The sequence below is a fragment of the Curvibacter gracilis ATCC BAA-807 genome (assembly GCF_000518645.1).
Classification (GTDB): Bacteria; Pseudomonadota; Gammaproteobacteria; order Burkholderiales; family Burkholderiaceae_C; genus Curvibacter; species Curvibacter gracilis.
This window is the reverse complement of sequence record NZ_JADZ01000006.1, coordinates 255,416-273,255: the sequence shown is the minus strand read 5'-3', so window position 1 is coordinate 273,255 and position 17,840 is coordinate 255,416. Positions and strand designations below refer to the sequence as shown.

13 protein-coding genes are annotated in these 17,840 nt (G+C 65.8%); 7 read left to right on the top strand and 6 right to left on the bottom strand.

The window, feature by feature from the left end:
• Positions 1-89 precede the first annotated feature (89 nt).
• Positions 90-2,324, bottom strand: a complete 2,235-nt coding sequence (locus tag L880_RS0105875) for a heavy metal translocating P-type ATPase (RefSeq protein WP_027474880.1) — start codon at positions 2,322-2,324, stop codon at positions 90-92.
• Between the two features lie 145 nt (positions 2,325-2,469).
• On the opposite strand from L880_RS0105875, the gene L880_RS0105870 reads away from it, so the two are divergent.
• The 3 genes from L880_RS0105870 to L880_RS0105860 all read left to right on the top strand — a co-directional run bounded on the left by L880_RS0105870 (position 2,470) and on the right by L880_RS0105860 (position 3,380).
• Positions 2,470-2,667 carry a heavy-metal-associated domain-containing protein gene (locus L880_RS0105870; RefSeq protein WP_027474879.1) on the top strand — a complete coding sequence of 66 codons (198 nt, stop codon included), beginning with the start codon at positions 2,470-2,472 and terminating at the stop codon, positions 2,665-2,667.
• Complete coding sequence (gene cueR / locus L880_RS31745) at positions 2,664-3,116, top strand: Cu(I)-responsive transcriptional regulator (RefSeq protein WP_051443097.1); 453 nt, start codon at positions 2,664-2,666, stop codon at positions 3,114-3,116. The genes L880_RS0105870 and cueR overlap by 4 nt, the downstream gene beginning before the upstream one ends.
• Before the next feature lie 69 nt (positions 3,117-3,185).
• Entirely contained in the window at positions 3,186-3,380 is a 195-nt protein-coding gene (locus tag L880_RS0105860) for a YgaP family membrane protein (RefSeq protein WP_019573707.1), read from the top strand.
• A 27-nt stretch (positions 3,381-3,407) separates the two neighbouring features.
• Here the strand turns inward: L880_RS0105860 and L880_RS0105855 are convergent, their stop codons facing one another.
• The gene (locus L880_RS0105855; RefSeq protein ID WP_019573708.1) at positions 3,408-4,658 is read right to left on the bottom strand and encodes a nucleoside recognition domain-containing protein; all 1,251 of its coding nucleotides are present in this window, start codon (positions 4,656-4,658) and stop codon (positions 3,408-3,410) included.
• Positions 4,659-4,683: 25 nt separating this feature from the next.
• A complete protein-coding gene (locus L880_RS0105850; RefSeq protein ID WP_027474878.1) occupies positions 4,684-5,664 on the bottom strand; it encodes a recombination-associated protein RdgC in 981 nt (326 codons plus the stop codon).
• Between the two features lie 195 nt (positions 5,665-5,859).
• On the opposite strand from L880_RS0105850, the gene L880_RS31740 reads away from it, so the two are divergent.
• Both L880_RS31740 and L880_RS34250 read left to right on the top strand, forming a co-directional pair.
• Complete coding sequence (locus L880_RS31740) at positions 5,860-6,381, top strand: Spy/CpxP family protein refolding chaperone (RefSeq protein ID WP_051443096.1); 522 nt, start codon at positions 5,860-5,862, stop codon at positions 6,379-6,381.
• A 1,282-nt stretch (positions 6,382-7,663) separates the two neighbouring features.
• Positions 7,664-10,309, top strand: a complete 2,646-nt coding sequence (locus tag L880_RS34250; protein WP_169737725.1) for a sensor domain-containing phosphodiesterase — start codon at positions 7,664-7,666, stop codon at positions 10,307-10,309.
• Positions 10,310-10,356: 47 nt separating this feature from the next.
• Here L880_RS34250 and L880_RS31730 read toward each other — a convergent pair whose 3' ends face one another.
• Positions 10,357-14,802, bottom strand: coding sequence for an EAL domain-containing protein (locus tag L880_RS31730; protein ID WP_051443094.1), 4,446 nt, complete (start codon positions 14,800-14,802; stop codon positions 10,357-10,359).
• Positions 14,803-15,349: 547 nt separating this feature from the next.
• Here L880_RS31730 and L880_RS0105830 point away from each other — a divergent pair.
• Both L880_RS0105830 and infA read left to right on the top strand, forming a co-directional pair.
• The gene (locus tag L880_RS0105830; protein ID WP_245614971.1) at positions 15,350-15,613 is read left to right on the top strand and encodes a DUF6566 family protein; all 264 of its coding nucleotides are present in this window, start codon (positions 15,350-15,352) and stop codon (positions 15,611-15,613) included.
• Between the two features lie 15 nt (positions 15,614-15,628).
• Positions 15,629-15,883, top strand: a complete 255-nt coding sequence (gene infA / locus L880_RS0105825; protein ID WP_019573714.1) for a translation initiation factor IF-1 — start codon at positions 15,629-15,631, stop codon at positions 15,881-15,883.
• 112 nt (positions 15,884-15,995) lie between these two features.
• Here infA and L880_RS0105820 read toward each other — a convergent pair whose 3' ends face one another.
• Complete coding sequence (locus tag L880_RS0105820; RefSeq protein ID WP_027474876.1) at positions 15,996-16,820, bottom strand: VOC family protein; 825 nt, start codon at positions 16,818-16,820, stop codon at positions 15,996-15,998.
• Positions 16,821-16,834: 14 nt separating this feature from the next.
• Positions 16,835-17,815: a tripartite tricarboxylate transporter substrate binding protein gene (locus tag L880_RS0105815; protein ID WP_027474875.1), complete on the bottom strand. Its 981-nt coding sequence runs from the start codon at positions 17,813-17,815 to the stop codon at positions 16,835-16,837.
• Positions 17,816-17,840: the final 25 nt, after the last annotated feature.

Sequence of the window (17,840 nt, the reverse complement as noted above, 5' to 3'; positions counted from 1 at the left end):
TGGAATCTGGACAGTGCGCAACGTGTGAAGAATTCCCCAGTTTGCCAGACTTTTACGACTGAAACAGGTCCAAAACAACCCAAGCGACTTCAGGGTTTCCAGCGCTTGAGCAGCAAGGCATTGGTCATCACGCTGACCGAACTCAGCGCCATGGCAGCGCCCGCCACCACCGGGCTCAAATACCCCAGTGCCGCCAGGGGCAGGCCGGCCACGTTGTAGGCAAAGGCCCAGAACAGGTCCTGCCAGATCTTGGCCACCGTGCGCCGTGACACCTCCAGCGCCTGACCCACCAGGGCCACATCGCCGCGCATCAGGGTGATGCCGGCGGCGTGCATGGCCACATCGGTGCCGGTGCCCATGGCCATGCCCACATCGGCTGCCGCCAGGGCCGGGGCGTCGTTGACACCATCGCCCACCATCAGCACCGTGGCGCCGGCCTGCTTCAGATCGCGGATGTGTGCCGCCTTGTCGGCCGGCAGGACCTCGGCCACCACCTCGGCCGGGCTCAGGCCCAGGCGCTCGCCCATGGCCAATGCGGCGGCCCGGTTGTCGCCCGACAGCATCAGGATGCGCAGGCCCCGAGCGCGCAGCCCCGCCAGGGCCTGGGCTGCACCCGGCTTGGGTTCGTCGGCAAAGCCCAACAGAGCACAGGCCTCCAGCCCACCCTCCGAGCCGCGCCGCATCAGCACCGACACGGTGGCCCCCTGGGCCTGCAGTGCGGCCTGCGCTGCGGGCAACCAGCCGGGGTTCAGGCCCAGCTCTCCCATCCAGCGCAGGCTGCCCAGCAGCCAGGTCTGGCCAGCGACCTCACCCTGGCTGCCCCGACCCGGAACAGCCTGCACCGACGTCGCTGCCAGCAAGACCAGGCCACGCACTTGCGCCTCGGCCAGCACCGCCCGGGCCAAAGGGTGCTCGCTGCCGGCCTGCAGGCTGGCCGCCGCCAGCAACAGGGGCGCCGGATCCTGGCCGGGCGCCGGCTCGAACGCCAGCAGGCGCGGCTGCCCCACGGTCAAGGTGCCGGTCTTGTCAAACACCACGGTGTCCACGCGGCGCGCCAGTTCCAGCGCCTGGGCATCCTTGATCAGGATGCCGTGGCGTGCCGCCACCCCGGTGCCGGCCATGATGGCCGCCGGCGTGGCCAGGCCCAGCGCACAGGGGCAGGCGATCACCAACACCGCCACCGCGTGGATCAGCGCCGGCTCCAAGGCGCCGCCCTGCCACCACCAGGCCACCAGCGTGATCAGGGCCAGGCCCAGCACCACCGGCACGAACACCGCCGAGACCTGGTCGGCCAGGCGCTGGATCGGGGGCTTGCCGGCCTGGGCGTCCTCGACCAGGCGGATGATGGCCGCCAGCACCGTCTCCTGGCCCACGGCCGTCACCTGCATCAGCACCCGGCCTTCGCCATTGATCGAGCCCCCGGTCAGGGCAGCCCCCAGCGCCTTGGGCACCGGCAGGGGCTCGCCCGTGAGCATGGATTCATCCACCTGCGACTCGCCCTCCAGCACCCGACCATCCACCGGCAGACGTTCGCCCGGGCGCACCACCAGCCGGTCGCCCACCAGCACCTCGGCCAAGGGCACGTCCACCTCGCCTTCGGCCGTGAGCAGGTGGGCCTGCTCGGGGCGCAGCGCATGCAGGGCGCGGATGGCCGAGGTGGTCTGGCGCTTGGCGCGCGCCTCCAGCCATTTGCCCAGCAGCACCAGCGTGATCACCACGGCCGAGGCCTCGAAATACAAATGCGGCATCTGATCGGGCGGCGTGCTCAGCCACAGCCAGATCGACAAGCCATAGCCCGCCGAAGTGCCCAGCGACACCAGCAGATCCATGTTGCCCGAGCCCGCTTTCAGAGCATGCCAACCCGCCTTGTAAAAACGCGCGCCCAGGCCGAACTGCACCGGCGTGGCCAGCAGCCATTGCCACCAGGCCGGCAACATCCAGTGCCGACCCGCCAGATCCCCCAGCATGGGCACCACCAGGGGCAGTGACAGCAGCAGGCCGAAGGCCACCGGCCCGAAACCCGCCCAGGGAGACAGCTCGGCCGGGTCTTCCTGCCCGGCCACCCGGGGCTCGTAACCGGCGTCCCGCACCGAGCGGCGCAACAGGGCTTCTGCCTGAGGGCTGGCCTGCACCCGCACCCGGGCCGACTCGGTGGCCAGGTTCACCGTGGCCTGCTGCACGCCGGGCACCTTGCGCAGGGCCCGCTCGACCCGGCCCACACACGAGGCGCAGGTCATGCCGCCAATGCCGATGTCCAGGGTGCTGATTTCGATCGGGGCCGGCTCAAGCCGGGGTGATGCATCAGGAGAGGATTGGGGATTCATGGCGGCAAGCCTAAAGCCTCCCACCGTGGCAAGGTCAATGAAAAAATTCAAGCGCCACAATGCGGAGCCAGGCTTGACCTTCCCACCGTGGCAAGCTTGATCATCACCATCACGGTCTGCCTTCAGACCGATTCAGGAGAAGCTCATGGAACATCATTTTCAAGTGCAGGGCATGACCTGCGGCCACTGCGAACGCGCCGTCACCCAGGCCGTCAAGGCACTCGACCCCCAGGCCCAGGTGCAGATCGACCGCACGAGCGGCCAGGTCACCGTGCAAAGCGACAAGCCGCGCGAGCCACTGGCGGCGGCGATCGCCGAAGAAGGCTACAGCGTCGCCGCATGAGCGCCCCCGTGCAGATCGGCGAAGCGGCCCGCCTGGCCGGCGTGTCGGCCAAGATGGTGCGGCACTACGAATCGCTGGGCCTGCTCGGGGGCGTGCAACGCACCGACAGCGGCTACCGTCTCTATGCTCAGGCCGATGTGCACCGGCTGCGTTTCATCCGGCGCAGCCGCGAGCTGGGCTTTTCGATGACCGAGATCGCTGAACTGCTCAGCCTGTGGGGCAACCAGGAACGCACCAGCGCCAGCGTCAAGCGCATTGCCCAGCAGCATGTGGACGATCTGTCGCGCCGCATCGCGGCCATGCAGGCCATGCAACGCTCGCTGCAACAACTGCTGCAGTGCTGCTCGGGTGACGAACGCCCCGAATGTCCGATCCTGGACGACCTGGCCGGTCTGCACGAGGCCGAACCCCAACCCTGCACCAAGCCATGCCCACCGGCCGGCCATTGACACAGATCATGCCCAAGATACCCCATGGGGTATCCAATCCAGACTTCGACAACCCATCTGGAGCAATTCATGACCAAGAACGTGGGCGGCATCGACCGCATCCTGCGCATCGCCGTGGGCGCAGTGCTGGTGGCCCTGGCGGCCACGGGTACCGTGGGGCTGTGGGGCTGGATCGGCGCCGTGCCTCTGGCCACCGGCCTGCTGGGCTGGTGCCCGCCGTATCAGTTGCTGGGCTGGAACACCTGCAGCCTGCGCAAGAACTGAGCACCAATCAGCGCCAATCAGCGCCAATCAGCGCCACAGCGCGTAGGCCACACCGATGGCCGCCAGCAGGCCCACCGCGTCGGCCACCAGCGCACACACCAGCGCATGCCGGGTGTGGCGGATGCCCACGCTGCCGAAATACACGGCCAGCACATAGAAGGTGGTTTCGGTCGAGCCCTGGATGATGGCGGCCAGCCGGCCGACAAAGGAATCCACACCATGGGTCTGCAGCACGTCGACCATCAGGCCGCGCGCGCCGGCGCCTGACAGCACCTTCATCAGCCCCACCGGCAGGGCCGGCAGAAAAGCCGTGTCCCAACCCAAGGCGGCCACGCCCTGGCCCAACCAGGCCATCAAGGCGTCCATGCAGCCCGCGGCGCGGAATGCGCCCACCGCCACCAGCATGGCCACCAGGTAGGGCACGATCTGCACGGCCACGCCAAAACCTTCGCGGGCGCCGTCGATGAAGGCCTCGTACACCGGCACCCGGCGCCAGCTGCCCACGCCGAGAAACAGCATCACCAGCGCCACAATCAGAAAAGCGCCCACCGCGCCCGTGAGGCGCGAAGCCTGCTCGGCCGGCAGGCTGGCCAGCCCCGCCACCCCGGCCAGCAGGCCTGCCACCAGGGCCAGCCCGGTCAGCCAGAAACGGGGGCGCCACCAGGCCATGCGCTGGGCCACCGCCACCGCCAGCACACCGGCCAGCAAGGACGTGAGCGTGACCACCAGGGTGGGCAGAAAAATGTCGGCCGCATTGAAGGACGACAGGCCCTGCTTCAGCGCCACGCTCTGACGGATCGCGATCACCGAGCTGGGGATCAGCGTCAGACCGGCGGTGTTGAGCACCACAAACATCACCTGCGCGTGGCTGGCCACCTCGGGCTGCGGGTTGAGCGTCTGCAACTCACGCATGGCCTTCAGGCCCAGCGGGGTGGCGGCGTTGTCCAGCCCGAGCAGATTGGCCGACAGGTTGAGCGTCATCGCCCCCTGCGCAGCATGCCCTGCCGGCACATCGGGAAACAGGCGCCGCAGCACCGGGCTGGCCAGGCGCGCCAGGCTGGCCACCATGCCAGCCCGCTCGCCCACCCGCATCAACCCCAGCCACAGGGTCATGATGCCGGCCAGACCCAGCGACAGCTCAAAACCCGAGCGGGCCGAATCGAACATCGCCCCGAGCAGGCCCGGAAAGGCGGCCGCATCACCGCCCACCAGCCAGCGCCACAGCGCGGCCGCAAAAGCCGCCCCGAACAGGCCCACCCAGACGATGTTCAAGGCCATGGCGAGGGATCAGCGCTCGCGGTGCTTAAAAAGGAGGCGAATCGTCTTCGTCCGCAGCGCTCGCGGCGGACGAAGATGCGGCCGGCGCGGGCGGAGCCTCTGCCGGGGCCAGACTGGGTCGCTGAGCCTCGCCGCCCAGCGCATTGATCAGGTCGGGCAGCATCTGCACCAGTTCACCGGTGGCGATGGCCACATCGGCATCAAAACCACCGTCGTCGGCCGACTTGCCCTCGAACACCACATCCTGGAAGCTGATCTTCTTGATCTGCATGCCCTCGGTCAGCATGAAGGACACCCGGTCGTCCCAGCTCAGGGCCAGTCGGGTGGGCAGCTTGCCCTGGGCGATGTGCTGCTTGACCTCGTCGTTGTCGAGCGGGTGGCGTGCATAGCGCACCACCGACTTGGATTCGTCGGCCGCCTTGAGCTCGCACTCCTGCTCGATGGCAAAACCGGCCGGCGGCTCCTGGGTGGTCAGCCACTCGGCCATGGCGCTCACCGGGCTGATCTGCGTGTCGAGCAAGGCCACGGCAAAACCGTCGAGCGATTTGACCAGCGCGGTCACCACCTCGTCGGCCCGGCCCTGGCTGCCGGCCTCGATCATCAGCAGGCGTGCCGCCTGATCGATCCAGACCAGCACCGAGCCCTGCTTGGAAAAGGCCATCGGCAGCAGGCTGAGCTTGATCTCTTCCTTGAGCTCCTTGGTTTCCTTCTTGCCGGGCTTGCGGCCGGTGGTCTGCTCGATCTGCTGGGCGCGTTCCTTGGCCTTGCGATTGAGCACCGAGCCGGGCACGCTTTTCACCTCGATCATGAACTTCAGGATCCACTGCCCGCCCACCGACTCCAGCAGCGGCCCATGGGCTTCGCCACGCGGCTCGACCCAGCCGACCGCCTTTTCCTGGCTGGCACCACATTCCACATAGCGCGCCTTGTCGAGCGCGGCTTCCACCTGTTCCATCGAGGCCGTCCAGCCTTCGCCCAGGCGGTAAACAATCAAATTCTTGAACACTGAAATCCCTTGCTTCAAAAGCCATCCAGGAACTGTGAATTTCGACAGGTCCCCACCCCTCCATTGTGAGGGCTGGCGGGGGCCTGCTGCTTTACTTAGTCTCACCGCCCGCTCATGGTCGCGAAACAGCGCACCTGCAGACTGGGAACCCTGTTGATGTGCCCCCGGCACGCCAGCTCCCCTGAAAGGAAAGCCATGAAATCACTGACCAAGATCGGGTGGTCTGCCTACCTGCTGGTCGCCACGGCCTGCATCGGCCTGGCCCAGGCGGCCCCCACCCCGGACGGGGCGACCCCCCCGCCTGCGCAACACGGCCTGCAGTTCAGCGACTCCGGCCACCATCGGCCCGACCCGGCCCGCCGACTGGCCCGATTCGAACGCCACAGTGCCGAACTCAAGGCCCGGTTGAAATTGCGGGCTGATCAGGAAGCCGCCTGGACGGCCTTCACCAGCGCCGTCAAACCGCCGGCCACCCCACCCAGCCGACCGGACCGGGCCGAACTGGCCCGGCTCAGCACCCCCGAGCGCCTGGACCGACTGGAGACGCTGCAGCAGCAGCACGCCCAAAACATGAGCCAGCGCCACCAGGCCACCAAGGCGTTTTATGCAGCACTCGATGCCGAGCAGCAAAAAGTGTTCGATGCCGAAACCCAGCGCCTGATGGATCACCGCGCCGGACCCGAGCACGGCATGCACCACCCGCATCACCCCGCCTGAGAAAGGAAGGCCGCCAGACGCAGAACTCCAGAACCTCCCAAGATTGATCACGCCCTACCCCCCAGCACCGAAAGGTCCTGGGGGGTTTGTTTTTTTGCATTATGAAAAGCACCCCCCTGAAAACGCCTCGGAAAACTCTGGGGATAGCGCAGGAACAACTCGGGGTTTATCCACAGGGCGCGCTTGACGATCCCAGTTGTCCCCGGCCGAGCCCGGACTTCAAGGGCCCCGCCCCACAGCGTTTTGAGCTGTCCAAGTGATTGATTTGAATAGTGAAAAGTGACTTGTCCACAGAAAGTGGTCTTGCTTACTACTACTACTATTCAAATATATTAAATACAAAGAAGAAGTCAGGAACATCTCTTCGGGACAGGACTGAGCGCCTTGTCCTGGATCGGGTGTGTCTGGGACAGGGTGAACGCATGGCCGAAAACAGCCGCTTGAAAGTCTTCAAGCGGCGTGATGAACCGTGAATTCCAGGCTGATCGGTGTCCACCCCTGTGGATCAGACCGGTTCCGGCCGAACAGGCGTGGCAAACACCGTGCTCCCAACTCGTTTTGCGCCGACCTGACCGGGCCGTCGGGTCGACTGCGGGTCACCGTTCACGCAAAGTCGGTGCTCCAAAATCGTTTTTGACAGGGGGCAAGCCACTGCAGCCCCTCAAAAAGCCCTGTGGCGCGTCACGTTCGCCAAAGACTGTTGTTTTATTGATCAAGCCCGCCGATGCACTCCAAGGAGCATCCGCCTGGGACAAGTTTGGGGATAAATCCGGAACAAGCCTGTGCTTGTCCACAGGCTGGCGCGTCAGCGCCAAGTTGTTGATGAAAGTGGAACAACTCGAACGCAGGGCTGCGCACATCCTTCAAGCATGTCCAAGTCTTTGGAAATAATAGAAAAAAGCAACTTATCCACAGACAGGGTCGCTCCTTACTACTACTACTATTTCAATATATTGAATACAAAGAAGAAGTCAGGAACAACTTGTCGTCGTGAAAAATGATTGAAATGCGAATCACAAGTGATTTCAGGCAGATTTGTTCGGACTGGAATGTAAAAATTGCCCGTTTTGACGCTTTGAACGCGTTTTTGTCGCCAGAATCACGGTTCGCTGTCGGGTCTGTGCCCTGGCAAAACCTGTTTGTCCTGACCTTTTTTGATGCTTTTTTCTGTTCCACACGCTGATGGGTTCGATGGATGCCGCCTGGACGGGCTGCGGTTTCACACCTCGACACCCACGAGGCGCGATTCCAGCCGAGCCCGGTGGACCGACTGCGCTCCAGCATGAACGGGATGGGAACACCTGGGCAGGAACAGGCCCGCAGGCTGAGCCTGCAGCGCTACCAAGTGCTGGACACCGCAGCCGAGGCGCCGTTTGACGAACTGACCCAGCTCGCCACCCGTTTGCTGGGCGTGTCCATCGCCCTGGTGGGCTTCATGGATGCACCGCGTTGGTGGTTCAAGTCGCGGGTGGGCTTTTCGCTGGACCAGCTGCCGCTGGAACAATCGTTTTGCGGCCACATGTTGTCCACAGGCCAGATGCTGACGGTGGACGACGCCAGCATCGATCCCCGTTTTGCCCAGCATCCTCTGGTGCTGGACGGGCCGCAGATCCGGGCCTACGCCGGTGTCCCGCTGATCAACGACGAGGGGCATCTGCTGGGCAGCCTGTGTGCCTTGGACGCGTCGCCGCGCCGCTGGCAGGAATCCGACCGGGTCCAGCTGCGTCTGTTGGCCGATCTGGTGATGGCCCGCCTGGAACTGCGTCGCCACCAGATCGAATTGGCCGCCACAAAGCTGCGACTGGACAACAAGGAGCGCCAATGGGCGGCCTGTGAACAACAGTTGAACCAGCTGGCGCGTTGGATGCCGACGGCCATTTACCAATTTCGCCTGTCTTCACCCGGTGTGGGCTCGTTTCCTTTTGCCAGCCAGGCGTTCCAGGACCTGTTCGGCTTGTCGCCCGAGGCCTTGAATGCCAGCGCGGCCCCGTTTTTTGAGCAGCTGCATGCCGATGACCGCGAAGCGATGAGGCAATCGGTGCGGGCCTGCGAGCAGTCCCTCAGCCCCTGGTCCATGGAGTTCCGCAGCCACCTGCCTGACGGCCGGCTGGAGTGGTTCCAGGGCCAATCCCGACCGACCATGGAGCCTGACGGTTCGGTGCTCTGGCACGGCTTGTTCATCCGCATCTCAGACCGCCGTCGCGCCGAGCAGGAACTGCGCGAGGCCGAGGCGCGCTGGAAATTCGCGCTCGAGGGCTCGGCCGCCGGGGTCTGGGACTGGAACATCGAAAGCAACGAACACTATTTCTCGTCTCAGTACCGGGCTTTGTATGGCTACGGCGAGACGCAAGAGTTGCCAGGGGCCGATCCCGATGCCTGGGTGCACCCGGAGGACTTGCCGGCCCATCAGGAGGCCCGTCAGCAGCATTTCGATGGCGTGGCCCCTTTGTTTCGCAGCGAGCACCGGGCGCGGTGCCACGATGGGCAATGGAAATGGATCCTCAGCCGCGGTCTGGTGGTGGCGCGAGATGCCCACGGCCGGCCGCTGCGCATGATCGGCACCCACACCGACATCACCGAACGCAAGCTGACCGATGAGGACAACTTCCGGCGCGCCTACTACGACCCGCTGACCAGCCTGCCCAACCGGGCCTTGATGGTGGCCAAGCTGTTCGAGTGGCTGCAAACCTGCCCGCCCGAAGGCTCTGGCGCCGTCATCCATGTCGATCTGGACGGCTTCAAGCGCCTCAACCATGCCCGCGGCCATGGTCAGGGGGATGTGTTGCTGCGCAGCGTGGCGCGCCGGTTGACCGAATCCGTCGGCCCGGACGCCATCCTGGCCCGCCTGGGGGCCGATGAATTCGTGGTGCTGCTGCCACAACTGCCCCGTTCGGCCGAGCTGGCGCCCTGGCAGCAGGCCCAGGCCGTGGCCGAGCAGCTGCGTGTGGCCCTGTTGCAGCCCTTGCCGCTGGGAGATCAGAGTTTCAGCGTGACGGCCAGCCTGGGTGTCACGGTGTGCCCCCAGCTGGACCAGGGGGTCTATCCAGACGCCGAAGACGTGCTGCGCCAGGCCGATGCCGCGATGAACCACGCCAAGGCCACAGGGGCCAACCGCGTGGCCTTGTTCGAGCCCGGCATGCAGACCGAGATCGAAAAGCGGTTTCTGATCGAGGAAGACCTCAAACACGCTCTGCAGGGCCAGCAACTGTCGCTGCATGTACAACCCCAGTTCAGCACCGGGCAGGTGGTGATCGGCGCCGAGTTGCTGATCCGCTGGCAGCATCCGGTGCGGGGGGCCGTGTCACCGGTGGAGTTCATCCCGGTAGCCGAGACCTCAGGCCTGATCGTGCCTTTGGGCGAATGGGTGCTGGAGCAGGCTGCACAGGCCTTGCTGCAACTGCAGGCTGCCGGACTGGAGTTTCCGCTGTCGGTGAATGTGAGCCCACGCCAGTTCCGTCAGCCCGACTTCGTGGAGCGCGTGCGCGCTTTGCTGCAACGCAGCGGTGCGCCGGCCCATCGCCTGATCTTCGAGATCACCGAGGGCCTGTTGCTGGAGCGTTCGGACAGCGTGCAGTCCCAGATGGATGAGCTGATTGCGTTGGGCATCCGCTTCTCGATCGATGATTTCGGCACCGGGTTTTCCAGCCTGGGCTACCTCAAGCGCCTGCCCATCCATGAGATCAAGATCGATCGCAGCTTCATCGACGGCATCCCGGATGACGAAGGTGACATCGCCATCGTGCGCTCGGTGTTGCTGATGGCGCGCCAGTTCCGCCTGCAGGTGATTGCCGAAGGGGTGGAGAACGAGCGCCAGGTGGCCTTCCTGTTTGCCCACGGTTGCGAGGGCCTGCAGGGCTATCACTTTGCGCGCCCCACCCCCTTGTTGCCCTGGCTGGCCAGCTGCACGCGCGGCCAAACCCAGGCCTGAGCTGGGGCTCTGCCCGCCAGGGCCGAAGATTTCAGTGCATCAGTGCATCAGTGCATCTGGCGCGGGGTCTGGCTCAGGAACAGGCTCAGTTCCTGATCGGCCATGGGCTTGCCGAAGGCATAGCCCTGGAAGGCATGGCAATCGTGGCGGGCCAGAAAATCCTGCTGATCACGCGACTCCACGCCTTCTGCGATCACCGCCAGCCCCAGGCTGCGGCCCAGGTTGATGATGGTGCGCACGATGGCCGCGTCGTTGGGGTCGGTGAGCACATCACGCACAAAGGACTGGTCGATTTTCAGCTGGTCCAGCGGCAGGCGCTTGAGGTAGCTGAGGCTGGAATAACCGGTGCCGAAGTCGTCCAGCGAGAAGCCCACCCCCAGGTTTTTCAACTGACCCATGCGTTCGATGATGGCGTCCATGTCGTCCACCAGCAGGCTTTCGGTCAACTCCAGCTTGAGCCGATCCGGTCGGGCACCATGGGCTTGCAGCGCACTGATCACATGCTGCACGAAATCAGGGTGCTTGAACTGGCGTGAGCTGACGTTCACGGCCACGCTCAGGGCCTCGGTCTCGGCCTGCCCGGCCCAACGGGCCAGCAGGCTGCAGGCGGTGTCCAGCACCCAGCGCCCGATCGGGATGATCAGCCCGGTGTCTTCGGCCAGCGGAATGAACTCGGCCGGCGACACCATGCCGCGCACCGGGTGGCGCCAGCGCACCAGGGCCTCCACCCCGCTGACGTGGCGGCCCTGTTCGGTCTGTGGCTGGTAGTGCAGCATCAGCTCGCCGCGGGCCAGCGCCTGGCGCAGCGCGGCTTCCAGCGCGGCGCGGGCACTGACTTCGGCCTGCATCGCCGGGTCGAAGAAGCGCAGGGTATTGCGCCCCGCCGTCTTGGCCTGGTACATGGCCAGGTCGGCCTGCTTGAGCAGCTCGCTGATGCCGCTGTTGCCATCCATGAACGGGGCCACGCCGATGCTGCAACTGCTTTCATGCTGCTGGCCCGCCAGCAGGAAGGGCGCTGCCATGGTGGCCAGCACCTTGCCTCCGATGCGGCTGGCGTGTTCGATCACTTCGGCGTGGCCGCGCCCGAGGTTTTCCAGCATCACCACGAACTCGTCGCCGCCCAGACGGGCCACCGTGTCCGATTCGCGCACGCAGGCGCTCAGGCGTCGCGCCACCTGGCGCAGCAACTCGTCACCCTGATCGTGGCCCAGCGTGTCGTTGAGGGTCTTGAAGTTGTCCAGGTCGATGAACAGCAAGGCGCCCCCGGCACCCGTGCGCGTGCTGCTGGCCAGGGCGTGCTGCAGCCGGTCCATCAGCAGCTGCCGGTTGGGCAGCTCGGTCAGGGCGTCGAAGAAGGCCAGGCGCTGGATCTGCTGTTCGGCCAGCTTGCGGGCCGTCACGTCGGTGTTGATCGACAGGATGGCTTCGGGCGTGCCAAAGGCATCGTGCACCAGGGTCCAGCGGCTTTCCACGGTGAGCAGCGTGCCATCCTGGCGCTGCTGGTCGATCTCGCCGCTCCATTCGCCGTCTTGCAACACCTGCGCGGGATCGAGATCGAAGTGCAGGTGCTCGCGCTCGATGCGCAGGCCGATCGCCGGGTCCAGCGCCTGGGCGGCGGTGAAGCCGTACAGGCGCTCGGCGCCCTTGTTCCAATAGCTCAGCCCGCCACCGATGCGGCGCACGATGATGGCATCCTGGGCCTTGTCCAGCAGCGAGGCCTGATCGCGGATCTGGCTGTCGGCGGCCAGCCGGGCCAGTTCGGCCCCGGCCCGTGCCGCAAAGATGTGCAGGGCCGAGACCAGAAAGCCGGTCTGGGCCAGGGGCCGCTCGAACAGGGCGAACACCAGGCCCACCGCTTCACCGACCGCATTGTCCAGGCGCCGGCCCACGTAGGCCACCGCCGGGGCCTGCCCCGCCATCCCGGGATAGACACAGGCCAGGTCCTTGCGCACCAGGCCCATGCCGTCTTTCAGCACTTGTTCACAGGGTGTGCCAGCCAGCAGGTAGTCGGCCTGGGCAATCGCCTGGCCTGCCACCTGGGCCGCGATCAGGCGCATGCGCGCCGGGGCACCCGGCGTGGCCGGCAGCAATCGGGCCACGAAGCCGGCCTGGGCATCCAGCGCTTCGGCCATGTTGCGGGCCAGTTGGCCGAAGAACTCGGTGCCCGTGCTGGCCGATACCGCCGTGGCCAGCTTCAGCACGGCGTGTTGCAACCGGTTCTGTTCTTCCTGGGCCCGCAGATTGCTAATGCCAAAGGCCAGATCGTTGGACAGGGACTGGAGCAATTGCTCTTCGCCATGGCTGATTCGGCAAGGCTCGTCCGAGTGCAGTGTCAGCAGCCCCAGGCGGCGAGCGCCGACGCGCAGCGGCAGGCAGAGCAGACCGCGCAGGCCGTGGTGCCTGGCCGCGGGCCCCCAGGCTGGCCAGTCGGGGCTTTGCTGAAAGTCTTCCACGATGCGCAGACGGCCATCCTGCAAAGTCAGGGCCATGGGGCTCTGCGGGGCATCGGCCTGGTTCAGCCCGTCCAGGAAATCGCTGCCCTGCCCGTAGCGGGACACGGCCCGGATGTCCGGCTGGGTCTCATCCAGACCGATGTAAGCCACCCAGGCCAGGCGGTAGCCGCCGACCTCGACCAGGGTGCGGGTCACGTCTTCCAGCAGACCCAGCTCGGTGCTGGCGCGCACCAGGGCTTCGTTGCAGGCACTCAGGGTCAGCTGGGCCCGGCTCAGGCGTTGCTGGTCGCGCGCAGCACGTTGTCTTTCGGTCACGTCGGTGGCAATCACCAGCCGGGCGGCTTCGCCATCGAAGGTGATGGTGTTGGCCGTCACCTCCACATCCATCAGCGAGCCGTCGCGCCGGCGGTGGCAGCGCGGCGTGTTGATCTGCACGTCCCCGCGCTGGATCGAGGCCAGCCGCTCCAGGCGTGTGGTCTCGTTGTCGTCCACCCAGAATTCGGGCGCCTTCATGTGGCGCAGTTCTTCATGGCTGTAGCCATAGTGCGCCACCATGGCCTTGTTGGCGGCCAGCATGCGCATGTCACCGATGCTGTGCACCCACATGGGTTGCGGGTTCAGGTCGAACAGCAATCGGTACTGGGCCTCCGAGGCCTGCAATTTGGCGCCCAGACGTTGGCGCTGGATGACACCGCCCAGGGTCAGCACCAGGATCTGCAGATGGGTTTCATCGCGCAGGCTGAAGGCCCCGGGTCGGCCCGACACCACCCGGATCACGCCCAGCATCTGATCGCCCGCCTTGAGCGGCGCCACGATCAAGGAGCGCACCCCCAGCGCCCGGGCCAGGGCGACCTGGATGCGCGGGTCTTGCTCGGTGTCCTGGCAGCGCACGGTGGTGTTGTGTTGCAGCACCTGGCCTGCCAGCGTGTCGTGCAGCCCGATGCGTCGTCCCACATAGGCACTCAGGGTGCCGGCACAGGCCCGGCAGATGCAATCCTGGGCTTCCACCAGCTCGACCGAGCTGCCTTCCGCGCCGGTCAGCTCGGCGGCACGCAGGGCCATCAACTCGAGCACACCGTCCAGGTCGAGCTCGGCGTTGGCGATTTCCTGCTGCATGCGCACGATGGCCAGGCGGGTTTCGACCTCGCGTTTGCGCGCGTCGATGTTCTCCAATGCCCCCTGCACTGCCTCGGTCACACCCTGCTCATTGCGCACCGCTTCGCCGATCAGGCGCACCCAGATGGGCTGGCCGTCGATGCGGCGCAGCATCAGCTCCAGTTCGAAGCGGGTGCCATCGCGCACACAGGCCCGGAAGGCCGCATCCAGTCGCAACTGATCGTCGGGCAGGTAGAAGCCGAAAGCCTGCTCTGCGGTGACGGTGGTTTCGGGGCTCATGCCATGGATGTGGGCCACTTCGGGTGACCAGACGAACTGCCGATCCGGCAGCGTCAGGATCCAGCCTCCCACTTCGGCCACCTGCCCGGCAATGCGCTGGGCCTGGATCTGAAGCTGGTGCCATTGGCGGGCCTGGCGGTTCTGGGTTTCGGCATCGTTCCAGCGCGATTGCTGGCGCCCGAACTCCAGCAGCAGCAGGGCTTGCGAGGCCAGGGCGTCCAGGGCTTCGCATTGTTCGGCATCCAGCTCGTGGGGCTGCGGATCACCGACACACAGCATGCCCAGGCGTTCGCCGTCGCGGCTGCGCAGCACCATCCCGGCCAGAAAGCACAGCCCCGGCGGCCCCTGAACCCAGGGATGATCGGCCCAGGCCGGATCTTGTTGGGGGTTGAACGGGGGGATGGTGGTGGCTACAGCGTTTTCCCACGCCGTGTCCAAGGCCAGGGTCCAGGGCATGGGCCCCAAGGCCACCCCGATGCCGGCCACCACCACCGGGCCTGCGCCATGCCACACCGTCACCCAGGCCTGACGGGTGCCGCACAAGGTGGCAGCCAGGCGAACCAGACGATCAAAGTGGGGACCAGCGGCCAGGTCAGGCAGGGGAAGATTCGACGGCGCGGTGCTCGGGCGGGTGTCCGCGCTCATGACAGTGCCCGAACGGCACATCGAAGATGGCACTGGAGACCGGTCGGCGGGGCCGGCTGCCCAGGCGAAAGGGAGAAATCAATGAAGGCGCTCAAACGGACAACTCACAGCCCTTGCGAAAAAGTGAAGCAAGGAAATTGTGTCGAATGGTTTCAGATGGCGGCGGGGCCGTCAATTGGGGCTCGACACAGCACTGACATTTTTGCAACGGAATCCAGCAGCAGCGTTTTTGGGGCGAGTGTGTTACATTGCGGGATCGCCCTTGGCGACCGACTGCGCCTGCTCACTGGTTGAGTGGTGTGCCCACCCCCGGCAGAGGGGGTTGTTGGTCCAGCCCTGCTTGTGGCGTGTCCGTCAGCACATTCACAGTGCCAGCGGCTTTCCCCTTCTGTTGACGCAGCCACTGCTGGCGCGTTGCCGGGTTCGCGCCAGTTGTGGCCGGGTTCTCTGGTTGTTCAGGACGGGCTCCCTAGGCATTTGGGGCTGCCAGTATTTTTTGTCCGGGACCGTGTGGTCGCCTCCTGACCCAGGTCTTTTCAACCCCTTGATGATTTTCAACTCGAATCCAACAACTGCTTCAGACCCCATCCAGATGGGCAAATACCGAATTGCTGCCTGCGCCCGCGAACTGGAAGACGGCGCTTTTGCCTCCCAGGTCTCCATTGCCAGTGGCCGTGGCAGCGCCAGTACCGACCGGGTGATGCGTTTCACCCCCCAGTTTTCGACACGTGCCGCTGCTTCGGGCTATGCCATCGAACAGGGCATCCAATGGGTACGCGACCTTGCGCGCCCTCAACTCCTGACACCGTAATTAAAGGAAAGCACCATGGCCAAGGAAGAGCTGATTGAAATGATGGGTGTTGTGAACGAAGTGCTGCCTGACACGCGTTTCCGTGTCACGCTGGACAACGGTCACGAACTGATTGCCTATTCGGCCGGCAAGATGCGCAAGAACCACATCCGCATCCTGGCTGGCGACAAGGTGTCGCTGGAACTGTCGCCCTATGACCTGAGCAAGGGCCGCATCAAGTTCCGCCACATCGAAGGCCGTGGCCCGATGGTGCCGCGCCGTCCGCGTTGATCCTTGCCCCCGGCTGAGTTGATTCAGCCCGGCTTGTTCAGCGATTGAACTGCCAGCCCGCCTTGTGTGCGGGCCTGGCTGCAAACCCCACCTGGCGTGGGGTTTCGTGTTTTCAGGGCTGTGCGTCGTGGGATGCCCAGCTCAGGGCCACGCCGTGGCTGAACTCATCCGGGCCTTCGGCATGGCGGGCCGTCGTCAGATCACTGCGCAACACCAGAGCGCAGGGGCCTTCGCCGCGGGTGGCCAGGCGGTGTTTCAGCGCCTGGGCCTGTGCACCGTCGGCCTGCTCCGAGGCTGGGCTCAGCAGGCGCAGTTCGGTGCTGCCCAAAGTCAGGCTGATTTGCTGCACGCCTTCGCGCAGCAGCACCGGGCCGGCTGCCAGATCGGGGCCCAGCAGGGCCTGGTAGCGCGCCAGTGACGTGGGCAGATCCAGCACGGCAATGTCCAGCCTGGCCACGCCCAAGGCGCCATTGGGGTGCAGGCGATCGGCGGGTGACTCGGACACCCGCAGCGCCCGCGGGCTGATGTCACCGCACAAGAAGGGCAGGTCGGGGCTGGCATGGCGGGCCGTCTGCCAGCGCAGTTGGGCGCCGTCGGGGCGCAGGCGGGCGCCATCGAAAGGGCCCTCCAGGCTGAGCAGTCCGCGCGAGCGCGCTGCGTTCAGCACCTCGGTGGTGTCACCGGGCAGAAGGGCGAAGTCGACCAGGCCCTCGCCGGCACTTTGCAGGGTGGTGTACCAGCGCTCCTGCGGCGCCGGGCCCTCCCAGGCGATCAGTTCGAGGTAGCTGCCGTCCTGGAACACCACCAGCGCGTTGTGCGAGGTGCGTCCATTGTGCCGGCCGCCGATCAAAACCTGAAAGCCCAGTGCCCGGTAGTCGGCAATGGCCCGGTCGAGCTGCTGCACGGCAATGACGATGTGGTCGAGTGGCAGGGTCACGAAAGCATCTCTTTCTAATCGTCCAGTTTGAGGTGGGTCTGGCGCACGAACAGGCCCCAGCGCTCGTATTCGTCTTTCAGGTGGCGCTCCAGTGCGGGGCCGTCGGTGGCCATCACCTCAAAGCCCGCCTGGCTGAGTTTCTGGTGGATGTCCGGGCTGTTGAGTGTGGCCTGAAAAGCCTCGGTCAGCTGGCGCACCGTGGCCGCGGCCGTGCCTGAGGGTGCAAAAATGCCGATCCACGAATAGGCCTCGAAGCCGGGGTAGCCCGATTCGGCCACGGTGGGCACCTCGGGCAACTCCGGCAGGCGGCGCGCGCCGGTCACGGCCAGCGCCTTGAGTTTGCCCGCCGCAATCTGGCTGCGCAGTGCGGCATAGCTCAGCAGGGTCAGGCTGGTCACATCACCGAGCACGGCCTGCACGGCCGGGCCACCCCCGCCGAAGGGCACATGCAAGACGAAGATGCCGGCGCGCCGCTTGAGGTCTTCCATCACCAGGTGGTTCATCGAGCCCAGGCCGGTGGAGGCATAGCTGAACTTCCCGGGCGCCTTGCGCGCCGCCTCGATGAAACCGCGCAGATCACGTGCCGGCACCGAGGCCGCGGCCGCAATCACCAGCGGAAAACGCAGCGCCAGCGAGACCCCGGTGAAATCCTTGAAGGTGTCGTAGGGCAGGCGGGGTTTGGCGATCGGGTTGATGGCGTGGGTGTCGAAGCTCACCAGCAAGGTGTTGCCATCGGGGGCGGACTTGGCCACGTACTGTGTGGCCACCTGGCTGGCGGCACCGGGGCGGTTTTCGATCACCACGGGGCGGCCGAGCTTTTCAGACAGGCGCGGCTGCAGAATGCGCGCCGCGATGTCGGTGCTGCCCCCGGGTGGAAAGGTGATCACCAGCTTGAGCGGGGTGTCGCTGTCGGCGCGGGCCACCGAGGGCAGCCCCAAGGCGGCTGCGCCCAGCAGGCTCAGGGCGTGGCGGCGGTGCAGGGGGAGATCGGACATGGGCAGACTCCTGGGTTGGGGCTGA

Coding starts and splice junctions, on each gene's coding strand:
- L880_RS0105855 (WP_019573708.1), bottom strand. CDS start 4,658: ATGGCCTTGAACATCGTCTGGGTGGGCCTGTTCGGGGCGGCTTTTGCG.
- L880_RS0105860 (WP_019573707.1), top strand. CDS start 3,186: ATGACCAAGAACGTGGGCGGCATCGACCGCATCCTGCGCATCGCCGTG.
- L880_RS34250 (WP_169737725.1), top strand. CDS start 7,664: ATGAACGGGATGGGAACACCTGGGCAGGAACAGGCCCGCAGGCTGAGC.
- cueR (WP_051443097.1), top strand. CDS start 2,664: ATGAGCGCCCCCGTGCAGATCGGCGAAGCGGCCCGCCTGGCCGGCGTG.
- L880_RS0105875 (WP_027474880.1), bottom strand. CDS start 2,324: ATGAATCCCCAATCCTCTCCTGATGCATCACCCCGGCTTGAGCCGGCC.
- L880_RS0105830 (WP_245614971.1), top strand. CDS start 15,350: ATGATTTTCAACTCGAATCCAACAACTGCTTCAGACCCCATCCAGATG.
- L880_RS0105815 (WP_027474875.1), bottom strand. CDS start 17,815: ATGTCCGATCTCCCCCTGCACCGCCGCCACGCCCTGAGCCTGCTGGGC.
- L880_RS0105870 (WP_027474879.1), top strand. CDS start 2,470: ATGGAACATCATTTTCAAGTGCAGGGCATGACCTGCGGCCACTGCGAA.
- L880_RS31730 (WP_051443094.1), bottom strand. CDS start 14,802: ATGAGCGCGGACACCCGCCCGAGCACCGCGCCGTCGAATCTTCCCCTG.
- L880_RS31740 (WP_051443096.1), top strand. CDS start 5,860: ATGAAATCACTGACCAAGATCGGGTGGTCTGCCTACCTGCTGGTCGCC.
- infA (WP_019573714.1), top strand. CDS start 15,629: ATGGCCAAGGAAGAGCTGATTGAAATGATGGGTGTTGTGAACGAAGTG.